The sequence below is a fragment of the Antarcticimicrobium sp. genome (genome assembly GCF_029212575.1).
GTDB lineage: Bacteria > Pseudomonadota > Alphaproteobacteria > Rhodobacterales > Rhodobacteraceae > Antarcticimicrobium.
In genome coordinates this window covers 144,725-166,633 of record NZ_JARGPK010000042.1, presented here as the reverse complement: position 1 = coordinate 166,633, position 21,909 = coordinate 144,725, and the positions used below count along the sequence as shown (strand labels likewise).

Annotated in this window: 20 protein-coding genes and 1 tRNA gene; 16 read left to right on the top strand and 5 right to left on the bottom strand. The window is 65.6% G+C overall.

The window, feature by feature from the left end; genetic code table 11:
- Window positions 1-59 precede the first annotated feature (59 nt).
- The 10 genes from ade to msrA all read left to right on the top strand — a co-directional run bounded on the left by ade (window position 60) and on the right by msrA (window position 9,010).
- Window positions 60-1,862 carry an adenine deaminase gene (ade, locus tag P1U75_RS08275; RefSeq protein WP_300241954.1) on the top strand — a complete coding sequence of 601 codons (1,803 nt, stop codon included), beginning with the start codon at window positions 60-62 and terminating at the stop codon, window positions 1,860-1,862.
- Window positions 1,859-3,322 (top strand): AMP nucleosidase, encoded by a 1,464-nt coding sequence (locus tag P1U75_RS08270; protein WP_300241951.1) that lies wholly within the window; start codon window positions 1,859-1,861, stop codon window positions 3,320-3,322. Before ade ends, P1U75_RS08270 begins: the two co-directional genes overlap by 4 nt.
- Window positions 3,323-3,450: 128 nt before the next feature.
- Entirely contained in the window at window positions 3,451-3,738 is a 288-nt protein-coding gene (locus tag P1U75_RS08265; protein WP_300241948.1) for an HU family DNA-binding protein, read from the top strand.
- Between the two features lie 155 nt (window positions 3,739-3,893).
- A complete protein-coding gene (locus tag P1U75_RS08260; RefSeq protein WP_300241945.1) occupies window positions 3,894-4,781 on the top strand; it encodes a cation diffusion facilitator family transporter in 888 nt (295 codons plus the stop codon).
- Between the two features lie 106 nt (window positions 4,782-4,887).
- Window positions 4,888-5,562, top strand: a complete 675-nt coding sequence (locus P1U75_RS08255; RefSeq protein WP_300241943.1) for a phosphatidylserine decarboxylase — start codon at window positions 4,888-4,890, stop codon at window positions 5,560-5,562.
- A gap of 10 nt (window positions 5,563-5,572) precedes the next feature.
- The gene (pssA, locus tag P1U75_RS08250) at window positions 5,573-6,325 is read left to right on the top strand and encodes a CDP-diacylglycerol--serine O-phosphatidyltransferase (protein ID WP_300241940.1); all 753 of its coding nucleotides are present in this window, start codon (window positions 5,573-5,575) and stop codon (window positions 6,323-6,325) included.
- 4 nt (window positions 6,326-6,329) lie between these two features.
- Window positions 6,330-6,947: a class I SAM-dependent methyltransferase gene (locus tag P1U75_RS08245; RefSeq protein ID WP_300241938.1), complete on the top strand. Its 618-nt coding sequence runs from the start codon at window positions 6,330-6,332 to the stop codon at window positions 6,945-6,947.
- 130 nt (window positions 6,948-7,077) lie between these two features.
- Window positions 7,078-7,971, top strand: coding sequence for a DMT family transporter (locus P1U75_RS08240; protein ID WP_300241936.1), 894 nt, complete (start codon window positions 7,078-7,080; stop codon window positions 7,969-7,971).
- Window positions 7,972-8,047: 76 nt separating this feature from the next.
- Window positions 8,048-8,491, top strand: a complete 444-nt coding sequence (msrB, locus tag P1U75_RS08235; RefSeq protein WP_300241934.1) for a peptide-methionine (R)-S-oxide reductase MsrB — start codon at window positions 8,048-8,050, stop codon at window positions 8,489-8,491.
- 3 nt (window positions 8,492-8,494) lie between these two features.
- Entirely contained in the window at window positions 8,495-9,010 is a 516-nt protein-coding gene (msrA, locus tag P1U75_RS08230) for a peptide-methionine (S)-S-oxide reductase MsrA (protein WP_300241932.1), read from the top strand.
- Between the two features lie 3 nt (window positions 9,011-9,013).
- Here the strand turns inward: msrA and mtaB are convergent, their stop codons facing one another.
- Both mtaB and dapF read right to left on the bottom strand, forming a co-directional pair.
- Window positions 9,014-10,276, bottom strand: coding sequence for a tRNA (N(6)-L-threonylcarbamoyladenosine(37)-C(2))-methylthiotransferase MtaB (mtaB, locus tag P1U75_RS08225; protein WP_300241930.1), 1,263 nt, complete (start codon window positions 10,274-10,276; stop codon window positions 9,014-9,016).
- Window positions 10,273-11,121: a diaminopimelate epimerase gene (gene dapF, locus P1U75_RS08220; RefSeq protein WP_300241928.1), complete on the bottom strand. Its 849-nt coding sequence runs from the start codon at window positions 11,119-11,121 to the stop codon at window positions 10,273-10,275. The genes mtaB and dapF overlap by 4 nt, the downstream gene beginning before the upstream one ends.
- 220 nt (window positions 11,122-11,341) lie before the next feature.
- Between dapF and P1U75_RS08215 the strand changes: the two genes are divergently transcribed.
- Window positions 11,342-11,417: transfer RNA gene (locus P1U75_RS08215), tRNA-Lys, on the top strand.
- 355 nt (window positions 11,418-11,772) lie between these two features.
- Window positions 11,773-12,147, top strand: a complete 375-nt coding sequence (locus P1U75_RS08210) for a 3-hydroxyacyl-CoA dehydrogenase family protein (RefSeq protein ID WP_300242196.1) — start codon at window positions 11,773-11,775, stop codon at window positions 12,145-12,147.
- A gap of 17 nt (window positions 12,148-12,164) precedes the next feature.
- Here P1U75_RS08210 and P1U75_RS08205 read toward each other — a convergent pair whose 3' ends face one another.
- The 3 genes from P1U75_RS08205 to P1U75_RS08195 are packed head-to-tail and all read right to left on the bottom strand — an operon-like array spanning window position 12,165 to window position 16,649.
- Window positions 12,165-13,496, bottom strand: a complete 1,332-nt coding sequence (locus P1U75_RS08205; protein WP_300241926.1) for an aspartate aminotransferase family protein — start codon at window positions 13,494-13,496, stop codon at window positions 12,165-12,167.
- Window positions 13,493-14,248 (bottom strand): 3-keto-5-aminohexanoate cleavage protein, encoded by a 756-nt coding sequence (locus P1U75_RS08200; protein ID WP_300241924.1) that lies wholly within the window; start codon window positions 14,246-14,248, stop codon window positions 13,493-13,495. Before P1U75_RS08200 ends, P1U75_RS08205 begins: the two co-directional genes overlap by 4 nt.
- Before the next feature lie 4 nt (window positions 14,249-14,252).
- A complete protein-coding gene (locus P1U75_RS08195; protein WP_300241922.1) occupies window positions 14,253-16,649 on the bottom strand; it encodes an FAD-dependent oxidoreductase in 2,397 nt (798 codons plus the stop codon).
- 129 nt (window positions 16,650-16,778) lie between these two features.
- On the opposite strand from P1U75_RS08195, the gene P1U75_RS08190 reads away from it, so the two are divergent.
- The 4 genes from P1U75_RS08190 to P1U75_RS08175 all read left to right on the top strand — a co-directional run bounded on the left by P1U75_RS08190 (window position 16,779) and on the right by P1U75_RS08175 (window position 21,869).
- The gene (locus P1U75_RS08190; protein ID WP_300241920.1) at window positions 16,779-17,666 is read left to right on the top strand and encodes a MurR/RpiR family transcriptional regulator; all 888 of its coding nucleotides are present in this window, start codon (window positions 16,779-16,781) and stop codon (window positions 17,664-17,666) included.
- Window positions 17,667-17,777: 111 nt separating this feature from the next.
- Window positions 17,778-18,749, top strand: a complete 972-nt coding sequence (locus P1U75_RS08185) for a TAXI family TRAP transporter solute-binding subunit (RefSeq protein ID WP_300241918.1) — start codon at window positions 17,778-17,780, stop codon at window positions 18,747-18,749.
- 94 nt (window positions 18,750-18,843) lie between these two features.
- Window positions 18,844-21,444: a TRAP transporter permease gene (locus P1U75_RS08180; protein ID WP_300241915.1), complete on the top strand. Its 2,601-nt coding sequence runs from the start codon at window positions 18,844-18,846 to the stop codon at window positions 21,442-21,444.
- Window positions 21,441-21,869 (top strand): universal stress protein, encoded by a 429-nt coding sequence (locus P1U75_RS08175; RefSeq protein ID WP_300241913.1) that lies wholly within the window; start codon window positions 21,441-21,443, stop codon window positions 21,867-21,869. Before P1U75_RS08180 ends, P1U75_RS08175 begins: the two co-directional genes overlap by 4 nt.
- The last annotated feature ends 40 nt before the right edge of the window (window positions 21,870-21,909 follow it).

Genomic DNA, 21,909 nt, shown 5'->3' with positions numbered 1-21,909 from the left:
CGCAAAAGCTTCAAACCACGCCAGCTTGATTGCCGAAAAAACCCGTGTCAACGTGCGTCATGGAGCAGAACACAGTGAAAACCTGGGCCGAATGCGCCCCCCGCCTCATCGCCGTTGCTGCCGGGCGCGTCCCCGCTGATCTTGTCATCCGCAAGGGCCAGTGGGTCAACGTGCACAGCCGCGAGGTGCTGCCGGACCACGATATCGCCATCGCCGAGGGGCGCGTCGCCTGCGTCGTGCCCGATGCCTCCTATTGCATCGGAGAGGATACGCAGGTGATCGAGGCCAACGGGCGCTACATGATCCCCGGGCTCTGCGACGCGCATATGCATATCGAAAGCGGCATGCTGACCCCGGCGGAGTTCGCCCGGGCGATCATCCCGCATGGCACCACCAGCATCTTTACCGACCCGCACGAGATCGCCAACGTGCTGGGTCTGGACGGCGTGCGCTACATGCATGACGAGGCGCTGATGCAGCCGATCAACGTCTTTACCCAGATGCCCTCCTGCGCGCCCAGCGCACCGGGGCTGGAGACGACGGGGCATGAGATTTCTCCCGAAGACGTGGCCGAGGCGATGACATGGCCCGGCATCATCGGGCTGGGCGAGATGATGAACTTTCCCGGCGTGGCGGCGGCCGATCCCAAGATGCTGGCCGAGATCGCGGCGACCCAGGCCGCGGGCAAGACGGTGGGCGGGCATTATGCTTCGCCCGATCTGGGACCTGATTTCGCGGCCTACGTTGCCGGCGGCCCCGCCGACGATCACGAAGGCACCTGCGAGGCGGATGCCATCGCGCGGGTGCGGCAGGGGATGCGCAGCATGATGCGGCTGGGCTCGGCCTGGTACGACGTGGAGAGCCAGATCACCGCCGTCACCGAAAGGGGTCTCGATCCGCGCAATTTCATCCTCTGCACCGATGACAGCCATTCCGGCACGCTGGTGCATGACGGCCACATGAACCGGGTGGTGCGCCATGCCATCGCCTGCGGCTGCGATCCGCTGGTCGCGCTGCAGATGGCGACGATCAACACCGCCAGCCATTTCGGGCTGGAGCGCGAGCTGGGCTCACTCACGCCTGGCCGGCGCGCCGATGTGATCCTGACCTCGGACTTGCGCGAGCTGCCCATCGAACAGGTGTTCGCGCGCGGGCGGCTGGTAGCGGACTCAGGCTCTATCAAGGTGGATTGTCCGCATTTCGACTGGCCGGACAGCGCCCGGGGCACGGTGCATCTGGGCCATGTTCTGACCGGTGCGGATTTCGAGATCAAAGCGCCCGAGGGCGCCAATACCGCGCGCGCCAACGTGATCGGCGTGATCGAGAACCAGGCCCCGACCAAGGCGCTGCAGGCCGATCTTCCGGTGCGCGACGGGCTGGTCGAGGGCGCGGGAGAGGTGTGCCAGATAGCCTTGGTCGAACGCCACCGGGGCACCGGCGGCGTGGTCAACGGCTTTGTCTCCGGCTTTGGCTACACCGGGCGCATGGCGATGGCCTCGACCGTGGCCCATGACAGCCATCACATGATCGTGGTGGGCACCGACCGGGCGCAGATGGCGCTGGCCGCCAACCGTCTTGCGCAGGTCGGCGGTGGTGTCACCGTGTTCCGCGACGGGCTGGAACTGGCACTGGTGGAACTGCCAATTGCCGGGCTGATGTCGGACGCCCCGGCGCAGGAGGTGGCGCAAAAGGCCGGGGCGATGATGCAGGCGATGCGCGATTGCGGATGTGACCTCAACAACGCCTACATGCAGCATTCTCTGCTGGCACTGGTGGTGATCCCGGAGTTGCGGATCTCGGATCTCGGGCTGGTCGACGTGCGGAAATTCGAAAGGATCGACCTGTTAGAGCCGCAATCATGACCGGCCTGCATACCCCCGACGCCCCCGCACCGGAGCCGTTTACCGATGCGGTCGCGGCCGTCGACCGGCTCGAGCAGCTTTATGGCCAGTCGGTGGATTTCCTCTGTTCCCGGTTCGCCGAGGTGATGACGCGGGGCGCGCCGCAGGACCGGATCCGGGCCTATTACCCGGAGATTCGCCTCACCACCGCGAGCCATGCGCAGGTCGATACCCGGCTGAGCTTCGGTCACGCTCCGGCGCCGGGCACCTATGCCACAACGGTCACCCGGCCTGACCTGTTCCGCAATTACCTGATCCAGCAGATCGGGTTGCTGCTGGAAAACCACGGGGTGCCGGTGATGATCGGCCCCTCCGACACGCCGATGCCGGTGCATTTCGCCGTGGCCAACGACGCCACGATCTCGGTCCCGCAGGAGGGGGCGACCGATTTCATCCTGCGTGACGTTTTCGACGTGCCGGATCTCAACACCACCAACGACGATATCGTCAACGGCACCTATGCCACGCCCGACGGCGTCTGGCCGCTGGCCCCCTTCACCGCGCAGCGGGTGGATTATTCGCTGGCGCGGCTGGCCCATTACACCGCCACCGACCCGGAGCATTTTCAGAACCACGTTCTGTTCACCAACTACCAGTTCTACGTCAGCGAGTTCGAGGGCTTTGCACGGGCGCAGCTGGCCGATCCCGACAGCGGCTACACCAGTTTCGTCAGCACCGGGAATACCGAGATCACCGATCCCGATGCGCCGATCCCGCCGGCGGGCAAGCTGCCGCAAATGCCATCCTATCACCTCAAACGGCCCGATGGCGGCGGCATCACGCTGGTCAACATCGGGGTCGGCCCGTCGAATGCCAAGACCGCGACCGATCATATCGCGGTGCTGCGGCCGCATGCCTGGATCATGGTCGGCCATTGCGCCGGCTTGCGCAACACGCAGGCCTTGGGCGATTTCGTGCTGGCCCACGCCTACCTGCGCGAGGACAAGGTGCTCGACGACGACCTGCCGGTCTGGGTGCCGATCCCGGCGCTGGCCGAGATCCAGGTGGCCCTGCAGGAGGCGGTGGCGGAGCTGACCCAGCTGGAGGGATACGACCTCAAACGGGTGATGCGCACCGGCACCGTGGCGACGCTCGACAACCGCAACTGGGAGTTGCGCGACCAGTCCGGCCCGGTGCAGCGCCTCAGCCAGAGCCGCGCCATCGCGCTGGACATGGAAAGCGGCACCATCGCCGCCAACGGCTATCGGTTCCGGGTCCCTTACGGCACGCTTCTGTGCGTTTCGGACAAACCCCTTCACGGCGAATTGAAGCTGCCCGGGATGGCGTCGGACTTTTACAAGACTCAGGTTTCGCGCCATCTGAGCATCGGAATCCGGGCGATGGAGCGGTTGCGGACGATGCCGCTGGAGCGGCTGCACAGCCGGAAATTGCGCTCTTTCGACGAAACCCCTTTCCTGTAAGGGCGAAAACAGGCAAAAATCGGCGGAATTGGGGTTGGATCACGCCACTATGCGTTGTGTTCGCCCACAAAATAACGCTAGACTCACGCGATGAGGCCCAAGATAGGGCAGACGAAGGAGACAGAAGAATGGCAAAACCGATGACCAAGACCCAGCTCGTCGCCGCACTGGCCGAGGAAATGGGCGCCGACAAGAAGGCCGCCGGCGCCGCGCTGGATGCGATGACCAACCTGATCACCCGCGAAGTGTCGGGCGGCGGTGCGGTGACCCTGCCGGGCGTCGGCAAGATCTACTGCCGCGAGCGTCCGGAGCGCATGGTGCGCAACCCCGCCACCGGCGAGCAGTTCAAGAAAGAGGCCGACAAGGTGGTCAAGATGACCATCGCCAAGGCTCTCAAGGACAGCGTCAACGCCTGAGCGATTGCGCCGTACCAGTTACGACAGGGCCGCCGGACCGGGCGGCCCTTTTTCGTTCTTGTGACGCGCGGATCGCCGCAGGCAGGACCGGGTGGCTTGATCCGCCGCCGCGCCCGGTCTACCCGGCCCCCGATGCCAAAAGGAACCGCCGCCCCGTGACCTCCGCCACCAAACTTGCACTGGGCAGCCTGCTGGTCGGCATCGCCGTGCTGGGGATCAAGCTGCTGGCCTGGCGCCTGACCGGCTCGGTCGCGCTGTTGTCGGATGCGTTGGAAAGCATCGTCAATGTCGCCGCCGCCCTGGCGGCACTGGCCGCGGTACGCTACGCCAGCCGCCCGGCCGATGCCAACCACCCCTATGGCCACCACAAGGCCGAACTGTTCAGCGCCGTACTGGAAGGCGTGTTGATCGTGATCGCCGCCCTGATGATCCTGCGCGAGGCCTGGGGCGCCTTTTCTGATCCGCGCATGATCACCGCGCCCGTCGCCGGGCTGGCCATCAACGGGGCCGCCAGCGTTCTCAATGCTGTCTGGGCGCTGGTGCTGATCCGCCGGGGGCGGCTGCTGCGCTCGCCCGCGCTGGTGGCCGACGGCAAGCACCTGCGCGCCGACGTGATCTCCTCGGCCGGGGTGATCGTCGGGCTGAGTGCGGCGGTGCTGACCGGTCTGCCCTGGCTCGATCCGCTGATGGCGGTGCTGGTCGCGGTCAATATCCTGTGGTCGGGCTGGGGCGTCATGCGCCAGTCGCTCGGCGGCTTGATGGATGAGGCGCTGCCAGAGGCCACGCTGGAGGGGATCCGCGCCGTGATCGCCGAGGCCGCGACCGGCGCCTTCCAGGCCCATGACCTGCGCACCCGGCAGGCGGGCAGCGCCACCTTCGTCGAATTTCATCTCGTGGTGCCCGGAGAGTCCACAGTGAACCAGGCGCATGAGGTCTGCGACCGGGTCGAGGCAGCGCTGGAGGATCTGCTGCCCGGCAGCGTGATCACCATCCATGTCGAGCCCGAGGAAAAGGCCAAGCGGACCGGCATCATGGTGCATTAGGATCTGGTTGCGGGGGTGCCCCGCGCCGGACCGGACACAAGCCCTTTGCAAGCGCGCCGGTTCGCCCTATGAGTGTCGCACACATCGTCCGGGGGGAAATCCGACAATGAATATGCTCAGCACGTTCATCAAACCGATGCATCGTGAAGGCGTTCGGTTCGTCGCCATCTTCGCCGCGATTACCCTTGGCCTGTTCCTGATCGCCGATGTTCTCGGCTGGATCGGCGTTGGCCTGACGGTCTGGTGCTACTATTTTTTCCGCGATCCGGAGCGGGTGACGCCCGAACGCGAAGGGCTGATCGTCAGCCCCGCCGACGGTATCGTGTCGCTGATCGAGCCGGCGGTGCCGCCGGCGGAACTGGGGCTGCCCGATCAGCCGCTGACCCGCGTCAGCGTGTTCATGAGCGTGTTCAACTGCCACGTGAACCGCCTCCCCGTCGCGGGAGAGATCACCGCCATCGCCTATCGTCCGGGCAAGTTCCTTAACGCCTCTCTCGACAAGGCCAGCATCGACAACGAGCGCAACAGCCTCGCGATCCGCATGGATGACGGCCGCTTTGTCGCCGTGGTGCAGATCGCCGGGCTGGTGGCGCGCCGTATCGTCTGCTTCACCGAGATCGGGGCGAGGCTGGCCACGGGCGAGCGGTTCGGGCTGATCCGCTTCGGCTCACGGCTGGATGTCTACCTCCCCGAGGGGGTGGGGCCACTGGTCCGGATCGGGCAGACCATGATCGCCGGCGAAACCGTGCTGGCCGATCTGCATCGCCCCGGCGCGGCGTAGAAGACGATCCATGACAGACCCCTCTGACAAGACCCGGTCGGAAATCGGACTGATCCAGCTATTGCCGAACATGCTGACGGTGGCGGCGATCTGTGCCGGGCTGTCGGCGATCCGCTTCGCGGTGCATGGCGATTATTCCCTGGCGGTCCGGCTCATCCTGGTGGCCGGGGTGTTCGACGGGCTGGACGGGCGGCTTGCCCGGCTCTTGCGCAGCGACAGCAAGATGGGCGCCGAACTGGATTCGCTGGCCGATTTCCTCAATTTCGGCGTTGTGCCGCCGCTGGTGCTGTATTTCTGGGCGCTGCAGGACATGCGCAACGCCGCCTGGCTGGCGGTGATGATCTATGCGGTCTGCTGCGTCATGCGGCTGGCGCGGTTCAACGTTTCGGCCAAATCCCCTGACCGCGAGAGCGAGGGCGCCTTTTTCACCGGCGTGCCCTCACCGGCCGGAGCGCTGCTGGTTCTGATGCCGATGATCGTCTCCTTTGCCTTTCCCGCTGCCCCAAAGCTGCCCGATGCGGCGCTGTGCGTCTACATCGTGGCGATCGGGCTGCTGCTGATCAGCCACATTCCCACATGGTCGTTCAAGACCACCAGGATCTCGCGCGAGAACGTGACCTTCTTTCTGGTGGGCTTTGCCCTCGTGGCCGCCGGCGTGCTCACCTATGGCTGGACCACGCTGGTGGTTCTGTGCCTGGCTTACGTCGGGGTGGTCCTCTGGGCGCTGATCGCGAAACGTCCCCCCAAGAATAACGAAGAGTAAAGCGTTGGATATCAAGACTGTACAAACCTCCTATGCGCGTTGGGCGCCGATCTATGACAAGACCTTCGGGGCCATCACCAACGATGGCCGACGCCGGGCGGTGGGCTATATCAACTCCTGCGCCGGTCATGTGCTCGAGGTGGGCGTGGGCACCGGCCTGTCGCTGGGTCACTACCGGCCCGACATGAAGGTAACGGGAATCGATTTCAGCGAAGAGATGCTGGAAAAGGCCCGCGCCAAGGCACAGGAAATGGGGCTGCGCCAGGTGGTCGAGCTGCGCCGGATGGATGCCCGCGCGCTGGACTTTCCCGATGAAAGTTTCGACACGGTGACCGCGATGCACGTTCTGTCGGTGGTGCCCGAGCCCGAGCGCGTGATGTCCGAGATCGCCCGCGTCTGCAAACCGGGTGGCCGGGTGGTGATCACCAACCACTTCAAGCGCACCAGGGGGCCTCTCGCAGCGCTGGAGCGGGTCTCGGCACCCTTCGCCAACGTCCTCGGCTGGCACTCCGATTTCGCCATCGAAAGGGTGCTGGGCGAACCCGGCCTGGTGGAGGAGGAGCGCACGCAACTGCCGCCGCTGGGCATGATGACCTTCCTGGTGCTGCGCAAGACCGGATAGCGGCCAACCAACTGGGCCGCGCCCCGGATCGGGGCCAGCAAGTGGATACCGCCCCCGGCCAGCCCCTTGTCTTCTCCTGCCGCCCCGTCTAGCCCTGTTCGCGGTCGGTCGGCAGGGACGGGGAAACGCCATGGATATTCGCGCAATCGCCATGGGGCTGGCCTTTGCCTTCATGTGGTCCTCGGCCTTTACCTCGGCACGGATCATCGTGGCCGAGGCTTCTCCGCTGTTCTCGCTGGCGCTGCGGTTCCTGATCTCGGGCCTCCTGGGCGTTCTGATCGCCCGCGCAATGGGCCAGAGCTGGCGCTTGAGCCGCAGGCAATGGCACGCCACCATCCTGTTCGGCGTCTGCCAGAACGCGCTCTATCTCGGGCTCAATTTCATCGCCATGCAGACGGTCGAGGCCGGGCTGGCGGCGATCATCGCCTCCTCCATGCCGCTCCTGGTGGCACTGGCGAGCTGGCTGTTGCTGGGCGAAAAGCTGCGCCTGCTGGGGGTGCTGGGGCTGGCCGCCGGGTTTGCCGGGGTCGGGTTGATCATGGGCACGCGGATCGGCGCCGGGGTCGACCTTTACGGCGTGATGCTCTGCGGCATCGGGGCGCTGGCGCTGACCTTTGCCACGCTGGCCGTGCGCGGGGCGACCGCGGGGGGCAACTTCATGATGATCGTCGGGCTGCAGATGCTGGTGGGCTCGGCCATCCTGTTCGTCGCCGCCCCCCTGACCGAGACGATCCATGTCACGTTGAGCCCGCGGCTGCTGGCGGCCTTTGCCTATACCACGCTGGTGCCCGGTCTGGCGGCGACCTATGTCTGGGTGGTCCTGCTGCACCGGATCGGGGCGACCCGGGCGGCGACCTTCCACTTTCTCAACCCGGTGTTCGGGGTTGCCATAGCCGCGCTTCTGCTGGGCGAAAGGCTGGGCCCGCTCGATGTGGTGGGCGTGCTGATCGTCACCGTTGGCATCCTCGCGGTGCAGCTGTCGCGCCAACCGGCCCCGGTGAAAACCGCCGCCGCCGAAAGCTGACCCGCCGGTGTGATCGCCCTTTGCTTTTGGCGAAACAAAACCATCTAATGCAGCAAGGATGCGCAGGAGGCCAACCATGACCCGATACCTAAAGGACCCCGACGCCATCGCGGCGCTGTCGCCCGAGGAATTCCACGTCACCCAGCAAAGCGGCACGGAACGGCCCGGCACCGGCAAGCTTTTGTACAACAAGGAGCCCGGATTGTACGTCGACATCGTGTCGGGCGAACCGCTCTTTGCCTCCTCCGACAAGTACGAATCCGGCTGCGGCTGGCCGAGCTTTACCAAGCCCGTCGAGCCGGCCCATGTGGCCGAGCTGGTGGACAGCTCGCTCGGCATGGTCCGCACCGAGGTGCGCTCGACCCACGGCGACAGCCATCTGGGTCACGTTTTCCCCGACGGGCCGCGCGATCGTGGCGGGCTGCGCTATTGCATCAATTCCGCCTCGCTCCGGTTCGTCCACCGCGACGACATGGAGGCCGAGGGTTACGGCGACTACCTGGATCAAGTGGAGGGCTGAGAGATGAGCAAGACCGAACGCGCGGTGCTGGCGGGCGGCTGTTTCTGGGGCATGCAGGACCTGATCCGCAAGAAGCCTGGTGTGCTGGGCACCCGCGTCGGCTATACCGGCGGCGATGTGCCCAACGCCACCTATCGCAATCACGGCACCCATGCCGAGGGGATCGAGATTACCTTCGACCCTTCCGTGATCTCCTACCGCGATCTGCTGGAGCTGTTCTTCCAGATCCACGATCCGACCACGGTGAACCGGCAGGGCAACGATACCGGGATGAGCTATCGCTCGGCGATCTATTTTGGGAACGAGGCGCAGAAACAGGTGGCGCTGGACACCATCGCCGACGTAGACGCCTCCGGCCTCTGGCCCGGCAAGGTGGTGACCGAGCTGGAGCCGGTGGGCGATTTCTGGCAGGCCGAGGAAGAGCACCAGGATTACCTGGAGAAACACCCGCGCGGCTATACCTGCCATTTCCCGCGCCCCGGCTGGGTGCTGCCAAAACGCGGCCAGGCGGCGGAATAGGGCCTAAACCGCGCCCGTCAGCCGGGTTTCCCCGTGCCCGCTGATGCGCGCGGTGACGATCTGTCCCTCGGGCTGGGGCGTGGTGAAATCCACCTCGGTGAAATGCTCGGTCCGGCCCATATGGGGGTTTTCCATCAGCACCCGGTGGGTTGCGCCCACCTGCGCCGCCAGATGGCGCGCCACCTGCGCCGCGCCCGCCGCGCGCAGCCGGGCGGCCCGCGCCTTGGCCACGGTGCCATCCACCTGGTTGGGGATCTTCGCCGCCGGGGTGCCCTCGCGTTTCGAGTAGGGAAAGACATGCAGCCAGGTCAGGTCGCAGTCGGCCACCAGTTTCAGCGAGTTTTCGAAATGCGCCTGCGTTTCGGTCGGAAAGCCCGCGATGATATCGGCGCCAAAGGTGATGCCGGGGCGCAGCCGCCGCGCCTCTTCGCAGAACCGGATCGCGTCGTCGCGCAGGTGCCGCCGCTTCATCCGTTTCAGGATCAGGTCGTCGCCATGTTGGAGTGACAGGTGCAGATGCGGCATCAGCCGCGGCTCGGTGGCGATCGCCTGCATCAGGTTCTCGTCCGCCTCGATCGAATCGATCGAGGAGATTCTCAGGCGCGGCAGGTCCGGCACCAGCTTCAGAATCCGCATCACCAGGTCGCCCAAATGCGGCTCGCCCGGCAGGTCGGCGCCCCATGAGGTCAGATCGACACCGGTCAGCACCACCTCGTTATAGCCGCGATCCACCAGCCGCCTGATCTGGTCCACCACCACCCCGGCGGGCACGCTGCGCGAATTGCCGCGCCCGTAGGGGATGATGCAGAAGGTGCAGCGGTGATCGCAGCCGTTCTGCACCTGCACGTAAGCCCGGCTGCGGGTGCCGAAGCCGTCGATCAGGTGGCCGGCGGTCTCGGTCACGCTCATGATGTCGTCGACCGTCACGCGCTCGGTCTCGCCGATGAAATCGGGGCCCAGGCGCGCCCAGGTCTCGGGCTGCATCTTCTCGGTGTTGCCGATGACGCGGTCGACCTCGGTCATGGCGGCAAAGGTCTCGGGCTCGGTCTGGGCGGCGCAGCCGGTGACGATGATGCGGGCGCCGGGGTTGTCGCGGCGCAGCCGCCTGATCTCCTGCCGCGCCTTGCGCACCGCCTCGGCGGTCACCGCGCAGGTATTGACCACCACCGCGTCGGAAAGCCCGGCCTCGGCGGCCAGTTCCTTCATCGCCTCGGTCTCATAGGTGTTGAGGCGGCAGCCCAGCGTGGTGAATTTCGGCGTGGTCATTCCACCGCATCCAGAAACTCGGGCGTCAGCGTGCCGCTGAACACATGCATGGTCGGCCCGGTCATCCAGACCCCGTCCTCGCGCCAGTCCACCTGCAGCGTGCCACCGTCGAGCGTGAGGGTCACCCGGCGCCCGGTCAGCCCGCGCCGCGCCGCCGCCACCGCCGTGGCGCAGGAGGAGGAGCCGGAGGCCAGCGTCACGCCCACCCCGCGTTCCCACACCCGCATGCGCAGCCGGTCGGGGCCGCTCAGGGAGGCGAACTGCACGTTGGTGCGCTGGGGGAAAAGCGGGTGATGTTCAATTTCGGCCCCGCGCGTCTCCAGATCGACCGCCTCGGCATCGGCGACGAAAAAGGTGCAATGCGGGTTGCCCATGCCGGTGGCGGTGGGGGCGCCCTCGATCGGCAGCTCCAGAGTATCCATTTCCCGCGCCAGCGGGATCTCGGCCCAGTCCAGTTGCGGCTGGCCCATGTTCACCGACGTCAGCCCGGCGCCCGCATCCCGCGCAAAAAGCGTGCCGCGTTCGGTGGTGAGGGTGAGGTCGGTCTTGCCGCCCTCCGCCATCAGATGGCGGGCGATGCAGCGGGTGGCATTGCCGCAAGCCGCCGAGGTGGAGCCGTCGGCGTTGTAGAAGACCAGATGCGCGTCGGTCGCGCCCTTGCCCGGCTCGATCACCGCGAGCTGGTCGAATCCCACCCCGAACTGCCGGTGCGCGATGGCCGTGACAAGGGCGGGAGAGAGCGGCACGCCATGCGAACGCGCATCGACAATGACGAAGTCATTGCCCAGCCCGTGCATCTTCATGAAGGGCAAACCGGTGTCCGCGTGGCGTATCATGGCGGGCATATAGCGATGCCCGGGCGGGGAATCCAGAGAATCCCGACCGCCGGGCCCATTCTGCACGATTCGCACTTGACCCCCCGGCGCGGCTTTTCTAGGTAGGCCGCCAACCGGACGCCGGGGAAGCAAAATTCCCGTGTCGGGGTGCGATTTAGGCGTTGATCCCTTCGAGGCATTTGGCGTAGAGAGCACCACGGCGACGGGCAGCCCCGGACGCCGCGAGAGTGGGCCGTTAGCTCAGTTGGTAGAGCAACTGACTTTTAATCAGTGGGTCGCAGGTTCGAATCCTGCACGGCTCACCACTCTTTTCAATGGGTTAGGCGATGTAGTGGGCCTCCTGTGTCTGTGCCCCGTTGGGTTGGGGGACACATGGGGGACAAATCGTTGATGAAAGCCTCTCTTTTGCCACTGACATGATTGGCGGTTTGCGCAACGTGACGCCGGTCTTAGCTGACTGGTCGCCACGGGCACGGGTTGATCATCAGTGAATGAATTGTGGCCAAGTTGGCCATAACACAGCCCCACAAAGTAGAGTGGCCAACTTGGCCACTCTCTTTTGTGTTTCGCCCGTGCGCCGCCTCAGGGTGCAGCACCTCGTATGCTTCCTTGCGCTGAACGCAGAAAGGCCGGGAACCATCACCCCCGGCTTCTGTCTTGGTGCAGGCTTTGTTCTACCGCCCGCCGTTGGTCGCTTCACTCAACCTTGTAGCCGAGGGCATCGCCGAGGTGGCGGATGTCGACAAGGCGATCGCCTATGGACCGGGAATGCGATGGGCCTTCATGGGGCCGCATCTGACCTATCACCTGGGCGGCGGGCCGGGTGGATATCGCGGCTATCTCGATCATCTGGGGCCGACGCAGGAGGCGCGTTGGCAGAGCCTCGGCGCGCCCCGCCTGACCGAAGAGGTCAAGGCGGCGCTGGTCGAAGGCGTGCAGCGCGAACTGGAGGCACAGGACGAGGCGACGCTGGTGCAGCGCCGCGACGCCGCGCTGGTCGCATTGCTGCAACTGAAGGCCGCCCGGAACCTCTGAGGGGCATTCAGCCGGTCTCAGCCCACCTCTGCCATCACCTTGTCCAGCGCGCGTGACAGCGTGTCGAGGGCGCCGTCAAGCTCGTCCTCGCTGGCGATGAAGGGGGGCGCCAGCAGCACATGGTCGCCCAGCCGCCCGTCGCGGGTGCCGGGCATGGGATAACAGATCAGCCCCTCGGCAAAGGCGGCCTTCTTCAGCTTGCCCGCCAGCCCGAGACCCGGGTCGAAGGGGGTTTTCGTGTCGCGGTCGGCGACGAATTCCATCCCCCAGAACAGCCCGCGCCCGCGAATGTCGCCCACGTGGGGATGTTGGGCGAAGCGTTCGCGCAGGCGCTGCTCCAGAAAGGCGCCGCGCGCGCGCACCTGTACCACGAGGTCGTTGTCGAGCAGTTCGCGCAGCACGGCAAGCCCGGCGGCCGCGGCGACCGGGTGGCCGAGATAGGTGTGCCCGTGCTGGAAGAACCCGCTGCCGCCGGCGATGGTGTCATAGATCGCGCGGTTGCAGAGCATCGCACCGATCGGCTGGTATCCCGCGCCCAACCCCTTGGCGACGCAGAGGATATCGGGGGCGACCCCCTCGACCTCGCAGGCAAAGAGGTGGCCGGTCCGGCCCATGCCGCACATCACCTCGTCGAGGATCAGCAGCACGCCGTATTTGTCGCAGATCTCGCGGATGCGTTGAAAATAGCCCGGCGCGGCGGGCACCGCGCCCATGGTGGCGCCGACCACCGGCTCGGCCATGAAGGCCATGACGGTATCGGGACCCAGCCGCAGGATCTCGTCCTCCAACTCCTGCGCCGCGCGCAACCCGTAGGCCTCCGGGCTCTCACCCTCGGCGCGCTCGACATAATCGTAGCAGGGCGCGATATGGCTGACCTCGATCAGCAGTGGCGCGAATTGCGCCCGCCGCCAGGCATTACCGCCGGCCGAGAGCGCACCCAGCGTGTTGCCGTGATAGCTCTGCCGCCGGGCGATCAGATGACGGCGCTGGGTCTCGCCCTGTTCGGTGAAATATTGCCGCGCCAGCTTTATCGCGGATTCGGTCGCCTCGGAGCCGCCAGAGACCAGATAGACCCGGTCGATGTCGCCCGGCGCATTGGCGATCAGCAGATCGGCAAGCTGTTCGGCCGGGTCGGAAGTGAAGAAGCCGGTATGCGCAAAGGCGAGCTGATCGACCTGATCCTTGATTGCCTGCCGCACCCTTTCGTTGGAATGCCCGAGGCAGGAGACGGCGGCGCCGCCGGAGCCGTCGAAATAGCGTTTGCCCTGGGTGTCGATCAGGAAACATCCATCGCCATGGCTGGCAATGGGCGGGTTGGCGTGGCAGTGGCGGGGGAAGACGTGGCTCATGCCGGGGTCCTTTCCAGTTGGGCGACGAGGCGGGCGACCGACTCGGCGTTGTCGCGCAGGAGGGTGCAATCCGCGCGGTGAAGGTTGTTTTCAAAGCCGACGCGAAGGTCGCCGCCGTGGCGGGCGGCCTCCAGAAGGCAGGCGTGTTCGGCGGGGCCGAAGGCGCAGAGCATCCAGCACCCGGGCGGTTTCGCGGCCAGCAGCGGGGCAAGGTCGCCGGGGGTGGCGACCTGCCCGGTGGCATAGCGGCCCAGCACAAGGATCGTGCTGTCCTGTCCGGGGCGCACGATGCCCTGCGCCTGCCAGCGGGCAAGAAGGGCGGCATCCTCGGCATCATAGAGGATGTGCTGCACCTCGGTCCCGTTGTCGGCGCAGCTGGCATAGACGCGCGGGGCGAGGGCCGCATCGCGGGCGATCTCGCGCAGGGAAATGCTGGCCCAACGCGGCTTCAGCCGTGTCAGACAGGCAAACTGGTCCTCGGCATCGAAGATCCCGGCGGACTCCGTGGTGATCTGCACCCGCATTCCGGGCACGGCGCGGGAGAGTTCGGCCAGCGCCTCGGTGTACCGCCCGGGATCGAGGGAATGGCACCCGGCGTCGTCGCGGACATGCAGGTGCAGCGCATCGGCACCAGCGGCGTGGCAGGCGCGGGCGGTCTCGACGATCTCGGGGATCGTGACGGGCAGCGCGGGGTGGTCCGCCTTGCCGCGCCGGGCGCCGTTGGGCGCCACCATGATCAGGGGCCTGGTCATCGCGTTATCCTTTCATCCGGGCGCCGTCGGCGTCGTAAAGCGGTCCATGCACCACCGTGGCGGCGTGGAGGGTACGGGCGATGTCCACCATGACGGAAGTTCCGTTCGCCGGCAGACTGCCCGACAGATGCGCCAGCGCCACGGGTCGCCCGACACGATAGCCGAAGGCGCAGGAGGTGGTCTGGCCGATGATCTGGCCGTCGAGCAGGACCGGTTCATGCCCCAGCGGCACGGCATCTGCATCGTCGAAGCGGAGCGAGATGACGCGGGGCGCGCGCCCCTTGTCGCGGGCCTCGGCCAGCGCCTCGGCACCGATGAAACCGCCCTTTTTGCGGGTGGCGAAATCCAGTCCTGCGTCTATCGGGGTGACGTCGCTGTCCAGCTCGTGGCCCATGGCGCAAAAGCCCTTTTCGATCCGCATGGAGGTCTGCGCATAGAGCCCGGCGGGCACCGCACCGGCCCCGGTCAGCGCGGCATGGATCGCGCGCGCGTTCTGGGCGCGGCAGGTGATCTCCCAGCCGGCCTCGCCGACGTAGGACAGCCGCGCGGCGCGGACATGATGGCCCGCGATCTGCGCCTCGCCGTGCTTGAAATAACCGATCCCGGTCAGCTCGGACGCGCCGACCGCGCTGGCGATGCGGGCGGCCTCGGGGCCCATCAGGCCGAGCACAGCGTACTCCTCCGTGCTGTCGGTGAGGGTCACGTCGAAGCCCTCGGCATGGCGGCGGAACCAGGCGAGATCGCGCTTGATCGCGTTGGTGCCGGTGAACAGGCGGTAGTGATCCGGCGCGATCCGCTGCGCGGTGAGGTCGGATTCGAAGGTGCCGCGTTCGTTCAGCACGGCGGTATAGATCACCGAGCCAGGCGCGCGGCCCATGAAACCCGCGCAGCAGCGCAGCAGAAAAACCTCGGCGTCCGGCCCCTTGACCTCGATCTTGCCAAAGGGAGAGGCATCGAAGATCGCGGCGCGCTCATGCGCGGCAGTCACCTCGGCGCCGGTTATTTCGAACCAGTCCGGGCGGCCGAATGTCGGGCGCGGCTCGGCCGTCTTGTTGAAATAGAGCGGTCGTTCCCAGCCATAGACTTGGCCCATATGCGCCCTTGCGGCGCGATACTCGGCGTCGAGCGGCAGGCGGCGCAGATCGCGCGCGGTGGCCAGCTGCTTGCCCGGATAGGCGATCTCGTAATGGGTTCCGAGGATCTCGGGCGCGCGGGCCATCAGGTGATCGAGCGAGTTGAACACCGGGGCAAAACGCTTGGCGTCGGCCTCGCCCAGGTCATAGGCGGTATGGCCGTGCACGATGCAATGGGCCAGGTTCATCCCCGCGCCGCCGCCAGAGGCAATTCCGACCGAATTCATGCCGCAGCCCAGGAACAGACCCTGTGTTTCCGCCGTCTCGCCCAGCATGAATGAACCGTCTGGGGTGAAGCTTTCCGGCCCGTTCAGCAGCATCTTGACCTCGGCCGTCTCCAGCGCCGGCAGGCGGTGCAGGGCGTTCAGCATCATCGGCTCGAAATGATCCCAATCCTCGGGCAGCAGACCGAATTCAAAAGTTTCATCCAGCACGCCGGGCGGGATGGGTTTGCCCATCGGTTCGAAACAGCCCACCAGCAACCCGCCGCTGTCGTCGCGGATGTAGAGATGGCTGTCATGGTCGGAGAGCGTGGGCATATTGCCCACGATCCCCTCGACCGGCTTGGTCAGCAGGTAGAAATGTTCGCAGGCCAGCGCCGGGACCTGCGCGCCCGCCATTGCTCCGATCTCACGCGACCACAGCCCGGTGCAGAGCGCGATGGCATCGCACATCACTGTGCCTTGCGTGGTTTCCACCCCACGCACCCGGCCGTTCTCCGTAAGTATCCCCGTCACCCCGGTGCGTTCAAAGATCCTCGCCCCCAGCCCGCGCGCGCCCTTGACCAGCGCAGCGCAGACGTCTGAGGGGCTGACGCGCCCGTCCTCGGGCGACCAGACCGCGCCGAGCACGTCCTCGGCGTTCATCAGCGGCCAGCGCTCCTTTGCCTCTTCAGCGTCAATCGAATGCGCCTCGATGCCATAGGCATGCGCCAGCGCCTCTTGCCGCCGGATATGGGTCATGCGGTCGGGCGTGGTGGCGATGGAGAGTGAGCCTTTTTGGATCCAGCCCACCGATTGCCCGGTCTCCTGTTCCAGCCGGCTGTAAAGATCGACGGAATAGCGGATCATCCGGGTCAGGTTGCGGCTGTGGCGCAGGGCGCGGACCTGGGCCGCCGAATGCCATGTGGTGCCCGAGGTGAGCGCGTTGCGCTCCAGCAGGATGGCATCGCCGACCCCCATCTGCGCCAGGTGGTAGAGGGTGGAACATCCCATGATGCCGCCGCCGATCACGACGACGGAGGCATGGGAGGAGAGAGGGGAGGTCATGGTGATGCCGATCTCTGGCCGTTGTTGTTCGTGTCGGTGAAAGAGGATGGCTGAATTACAAATTCAGTCAATCGACAGGAAAAAAACCAAATGTTATTGCAAGGGTGACCGTGCGAAAGGACAAAATCCGTGGACCCGACCCTGAAAACCCGAACGATTTCAGCCCTGAAGGAGGCGATCCCCGAGCTGTCGCCGCGGCTCAAGACGGTGGCCAAGTATATCGTCGACCACCCCAACGATTTCGGGCTGGACCCGATCCGCGAGACCGCGCGCAAGTGCGGGGTCAGCACCTATACGCTGGTGCGCATGGCCGCGCGCATGGGCTTCGACAGCTATGACGAGCTGCGTGAGCCGTTCCGCCATGCGCTGGTTTCGGCCAATGCGCTGGTGGACCGTCCGGACTGGATCGAGAGCATCCGGCTGCGCGGCGATCTGGGCGCGGTGCAGGCCGAGGCCGCCTTGAACACCATGGCGATCGTGCAGCGGTCGCTGGAGCGGCAGAACTCCGACGAAATGGAGCGGGTGGTGGAGCTCTTGCTCGGGGCCCGAAACGTCTATCTGACGGCGGTGCGGGCCAGCTATGCGCTGGCCTATTACTTCCATTACGTGGGGCGGATGGCTCTGCCGACGCTGCAACTTGTGCCGCGCCATATCAACAGCGCGATCGATGAGCTGAACACCGCGGGTGAGGGCGACGTGATGATCGCGATCTCCTTCCAACCCTATTCGCGCGAGACGATCGAGGCCTGCCGCTTTGCCAATGCGCGGGGGGTGAAGCTGATCATGATCTCGGATTCCGAGGTGATTTCCTCCGAGTTTCGGCCCGAGGCGGTACTGGTCGCCTCGACGGTCAGCACACATCATTTCGGCTGCTACACCGGCGCCATGGCGATCATCGAGAACCTTCTGGCCTTGCTGGTCAGCCGGGGCGGCGCGGCGGCACGACAGCGAATCAAATCCTACGAGGACCTCAGAAAGGACAACAACGCTTACTGGATCGCGCAAAAAAAACTTTAGTTTTTAGGTGACAACGAAAATAACTTTGGCGAGTCTCTTGGGTGTGAATGACAAAATCGACCCAGGCCGGTTCAACGGCCGGGCGGGGAATCTTAGTTGGGAGACTTTTACATGAACGTCAAAACCACCCTCATGGGGATTGCTGCAGTCGTCACCGTCGGCATGGCCGGCGGGGCCTCGGCGCAGGATCAGCAGTTCATCACCATCGGCACCGGCGGCGTGACCGGCGTCTACTATCCGACCGGCGGCGCGATCTGCCGTCTGGTCAACAAGGGCCGCAAGGAACACGGCATCCGCTGCTCGGTCGAATCCACCGGCGGCTCGGTCTACAACACCCGCACCATCCGCCAGGGCGAGCTGGATTTCGGCGTGGTGCAGTCCGACGTGCAGAAGGCGGGCCTCGACGGCACCGGCGCCTTTGCCGATGACGGCGCCTATCCCGATTTGCGCGCGCTGTTCTCGGTTCACCCCGAGCCGATGCACCTGATGGCCCGCGCCGATGCAGGGATCAACAGCGTCGAGGATCTCAAGGGCAAGAAGGTCAACATCGCAAACCCCGGATCGGGCACCCGCGTTCTGGCCGAGACCCTGATGAAATACTCCGGCATCAGCCCGGATGATTTCGCCCTGGCCGCCGAGCTCAAGTCATCGGAACAATCCGCCGCGCTCTGCGACGGCAAGATCGACGCAACCATCTGGGCCGCCGGCCTGCCGAACGGCTCCAGCCAGGAGGCAACCTCGTCCTGCGACGTGAAGATCATCGCGCTGGACGGTGCGAATATCGACAAGCTGCTGGCCGACAACAGCGCCTATGCCGCCGCCACCATCCCCGGCGGCATGTATCCGGGCAATGCCGACGACGTCCCCAGCTGGGGGCCCAAGGCGACCTTCGTGACCTCGGCCCAGACGCCGGACGAAGTGGTCTATGCGGTGGTGTCCGCGGTCTTCGACAATTTCGAGGACTTCAAGAAGCTGCACCCGGCCTTTGGGCGCCTGAAAGAGGCCGAGATGATCAAGGACGGGTTGAGCGCGCCGCTGCATCCGGGTGCCGAAAAGTACTACAAGGAGCGCGGCTGGAAGTAATCCGGCCCGCCACGTGTAAACCAGTGACCCCTCCGGCGCCCGGCGCGCCGGAGGGTTTTGTAATAGGGAACGACATTAAAGACAGGGGCAGTTCATGACGCAGACCCAGGGCGATCAGCCGGCCAACACGGATCTTGAGGATTTCGTCGCCGATTCGGATACCGGGGGGCGGCTCCCTCAGGGCGGGATCGACCGCAAGGCGTTGTGGTACATTCCGCTGATCTGGTCGCTCTACCAGCTCTGGATCGCCTCACCCCTGCCCTTCATCCTGGGCGTGGGCGTCTGGAACGATACCCAGACGCGGGCGATTCACCTGGGCTTTGCGGTGCTGCTGGCCTTTCTCGCCTTTCCGGGCTTCAAGACCAGCCCGCGCCATCACATCCCGGTCCTGACCTGGATCATCGCCATCGTGGGTGCTGTCGCGGCCTCCTACTTGTGGTGGGATTATCGCGGCGTCGCCGACCGCACCGGCATACCCAACACCACCGACCTGGTGATTGCCGGTATCGGTATCGTCCTGCTGCTCGAAGCGGCGCGGCGTTCGCTCGGCATCCCGCTGATGGGGGTCGCGCTGTTCTTTCTCGCCTATGTGTTCTTCGGCAGCTGGTCCGGCCTGCCGGAAATGGTGCAATGGAAGGGGGCCTCGTTCGAGAAGGCGATGAGCCACATGTGGCTGACCACCGAGGGGGTGTTCGGCGTCGCGCTGGGCGTATCCTCAGGGTTCGTGTTCCTTTTCGTGCTTTTCGGCTCGTTGCTGAACCAGGCCGGTGCGGGCAATTATTTCCTGAAACTCGCCTTTGCCACGCTGGGCCACCTGCGCGGCGGGCCGGCCAAGGCGGCGGTCATCGCCTCGGCCGCGACCGGGCTGATCTCGGGTTCGTCGATCGCCAACGTGGTGACCACCGGCACCTTTACCATTCCGCTGATGAAAAAGGTGGGCTTTCCGTCCTACAAGGCCGGCGCGATCGAGGTGTCCTCGTCGATCAACGGGGTGCTGACGCCGCCGGTGATGGGGGCGGTCGCGTTCCTGATGACCGAATACGTCGGCATCTCCTATGTCGAGGTGGTCAAGACCGCCATCGTGCCCGCCGCGATCTCCTACATCGCGCTGATCTACATCGTTCATCTCGAGGCGCTGAAGATGAACATGCCGGGCACCAGCCGGATGCACCCGGTCAAGTTCATGTTGGGGGCGATCTTCATTATCGCCATCTCCATCGTCATCGGCGGCGGCACCCTCTACCTGTGCGGTGTGGTCGTCGATGCGGTCGAGGCGGCGCTGGGCGCGGCCTCCACCCCGGCGCTTGTGGCGATGATGGGGCTGGCCTATGTCGCCGCGGTCCGCTTTGCCGCCCAGGGCCCGGACCTGGAGGTCAGCGTGGAATCGATGCAGCACCTGCCGCCCACGCGCGAGATCTTCAAGACCGGCATCCACTACCTTCTTCCAATCCTGCTGCTGATGTACCTGCTGATGATCGAGCGGAAATCGCCCGGCCTTTCGGCGTTCTGGTCAACGGTGTTCATGCTGGTGATCCTGGCCACGCAGAACCCGCTCAAGGCGTTCTTTCGCGGCGAGGGCGAGTTTGCCCGCCATGTCCGCGAGGGCGTCGCGGACATCGCCGAGGGGCTGATCGTCGGCGCCCGCAACATGATCGGGCTGGCCGCCGCCATGGGCGTCGCCGGCATCATCGTCGGCGCGGTCACCCTGACCGGCATCGGCCAGGTGATGGCCGAGTTCGTCGAATTCCTGTCGGGCGGCAACCTGCTGGCGATGCTGTTCTTCGTCGCGCTGATCTCGATCGTTCTGGGCATGGGGCTGCCGACCACGGCGAATTACATCGTTGTCAGTTCGCTGATGGCCGGCGTGGTGGTCGAGCTGGGGGCGCAGAACGGGCTGATCGTGCCGCTGGTGGCGGTGCACATGTTCGTTTTCTACTTCGGGATCATGGCGGATGTGACGCCCCCCGTGGGGCTGGCCAGTTTCGCTGCTGCCGCAATCTCGCGCGGGGACCCGCTGCGCACCGGGTTCCAGGCGTTCTTCTACTCGATCCGCACCGCGCTGCTGCCGTTCCTGTTCATCTTCAATACCGACCTTCTGCTGATCGACGTCGGCCCGGTGCAGGCGGTCTTCGTCTTTGTCGTCGCGATGGTCGCGATGCTGCTGTTCGCCGCCGGAACGATGAATTTCTTCCTCGTGCGGTCCAGGCTGTGGGAGAGCGCGGCCCTGCTGCTGGTCGCCTTCACCCTGTTCCGGCCGGGGTTCTTCCTCGACATGATCCAGCCGGAATTCGAGACGCGCGCCGCGTCCGAGATCTTCGCGCGCGCCGAGGCGGCGGGTGACGATGCCTCGCTCCGGGTGCGCCTGGTGGGCGAGGACCTGATGGGCGACGCGATCGATGCGCGCTACCTGCTGCCGCTGGGCAAGGCCGGGGCGGACGGGCAGACGCGCCTATTCGATGGAGCCGGGCTCGAGTTTCGCGACGAGGATGGCGCGCTGTTCGTCGATAACCTGAATTTTGGCGGACCTGCCGAACAGCTGGGCATCGATTTCGACTGGGAACTGGTGGAGCTGGAGGTGGCTGCGGAGCGCGTGCGGAAAGAGGTGTTCTTCCTGCCCGCCTTCCTGCTTCTGGGACTTGTCGCGATGCTGCAACTGCGCCGGAAACGGCGCCAACCGGAGGGAGCCCGGGCATGACCAAGCATGTTCTGTGTGCCGTCGACCTGACCCATGGCGACAGCGAGAAGGCGCTGCTGAAACGCGCGGCGGATCTTGCCGAATTTTATGGCGCTTCGCTCAGCGTGGTGACGGTGGTGCCCGATTACGGCATGTCGATCGTCGGTTCCTACTTCAAGGAGGGGACGATGCGACAGGCGGTCGAGGATGCCAATGCGCAGTTGCACGCCTTTGTCGATGCGGCGCTGCCGGATCACGGCCACGTGCAGCACATCGTCGAGATCGGCACCGTCTACGAGCAGGTTCTCGACGCGATCAAACGGTCCGAGGCCGACCTCGTGGTGATGGGCGCGCATAAACCCGACCTGGTGGACCGGGTGCAGGGGCCGAACTCGTCCCGGGTGGCGCGCCATGCGGATGTGTCTGTCCTGATCGTGCGCGACTAGGGCCGCGCGGCGGGGATTATCAGGTTTTCCCGGCGGGTCC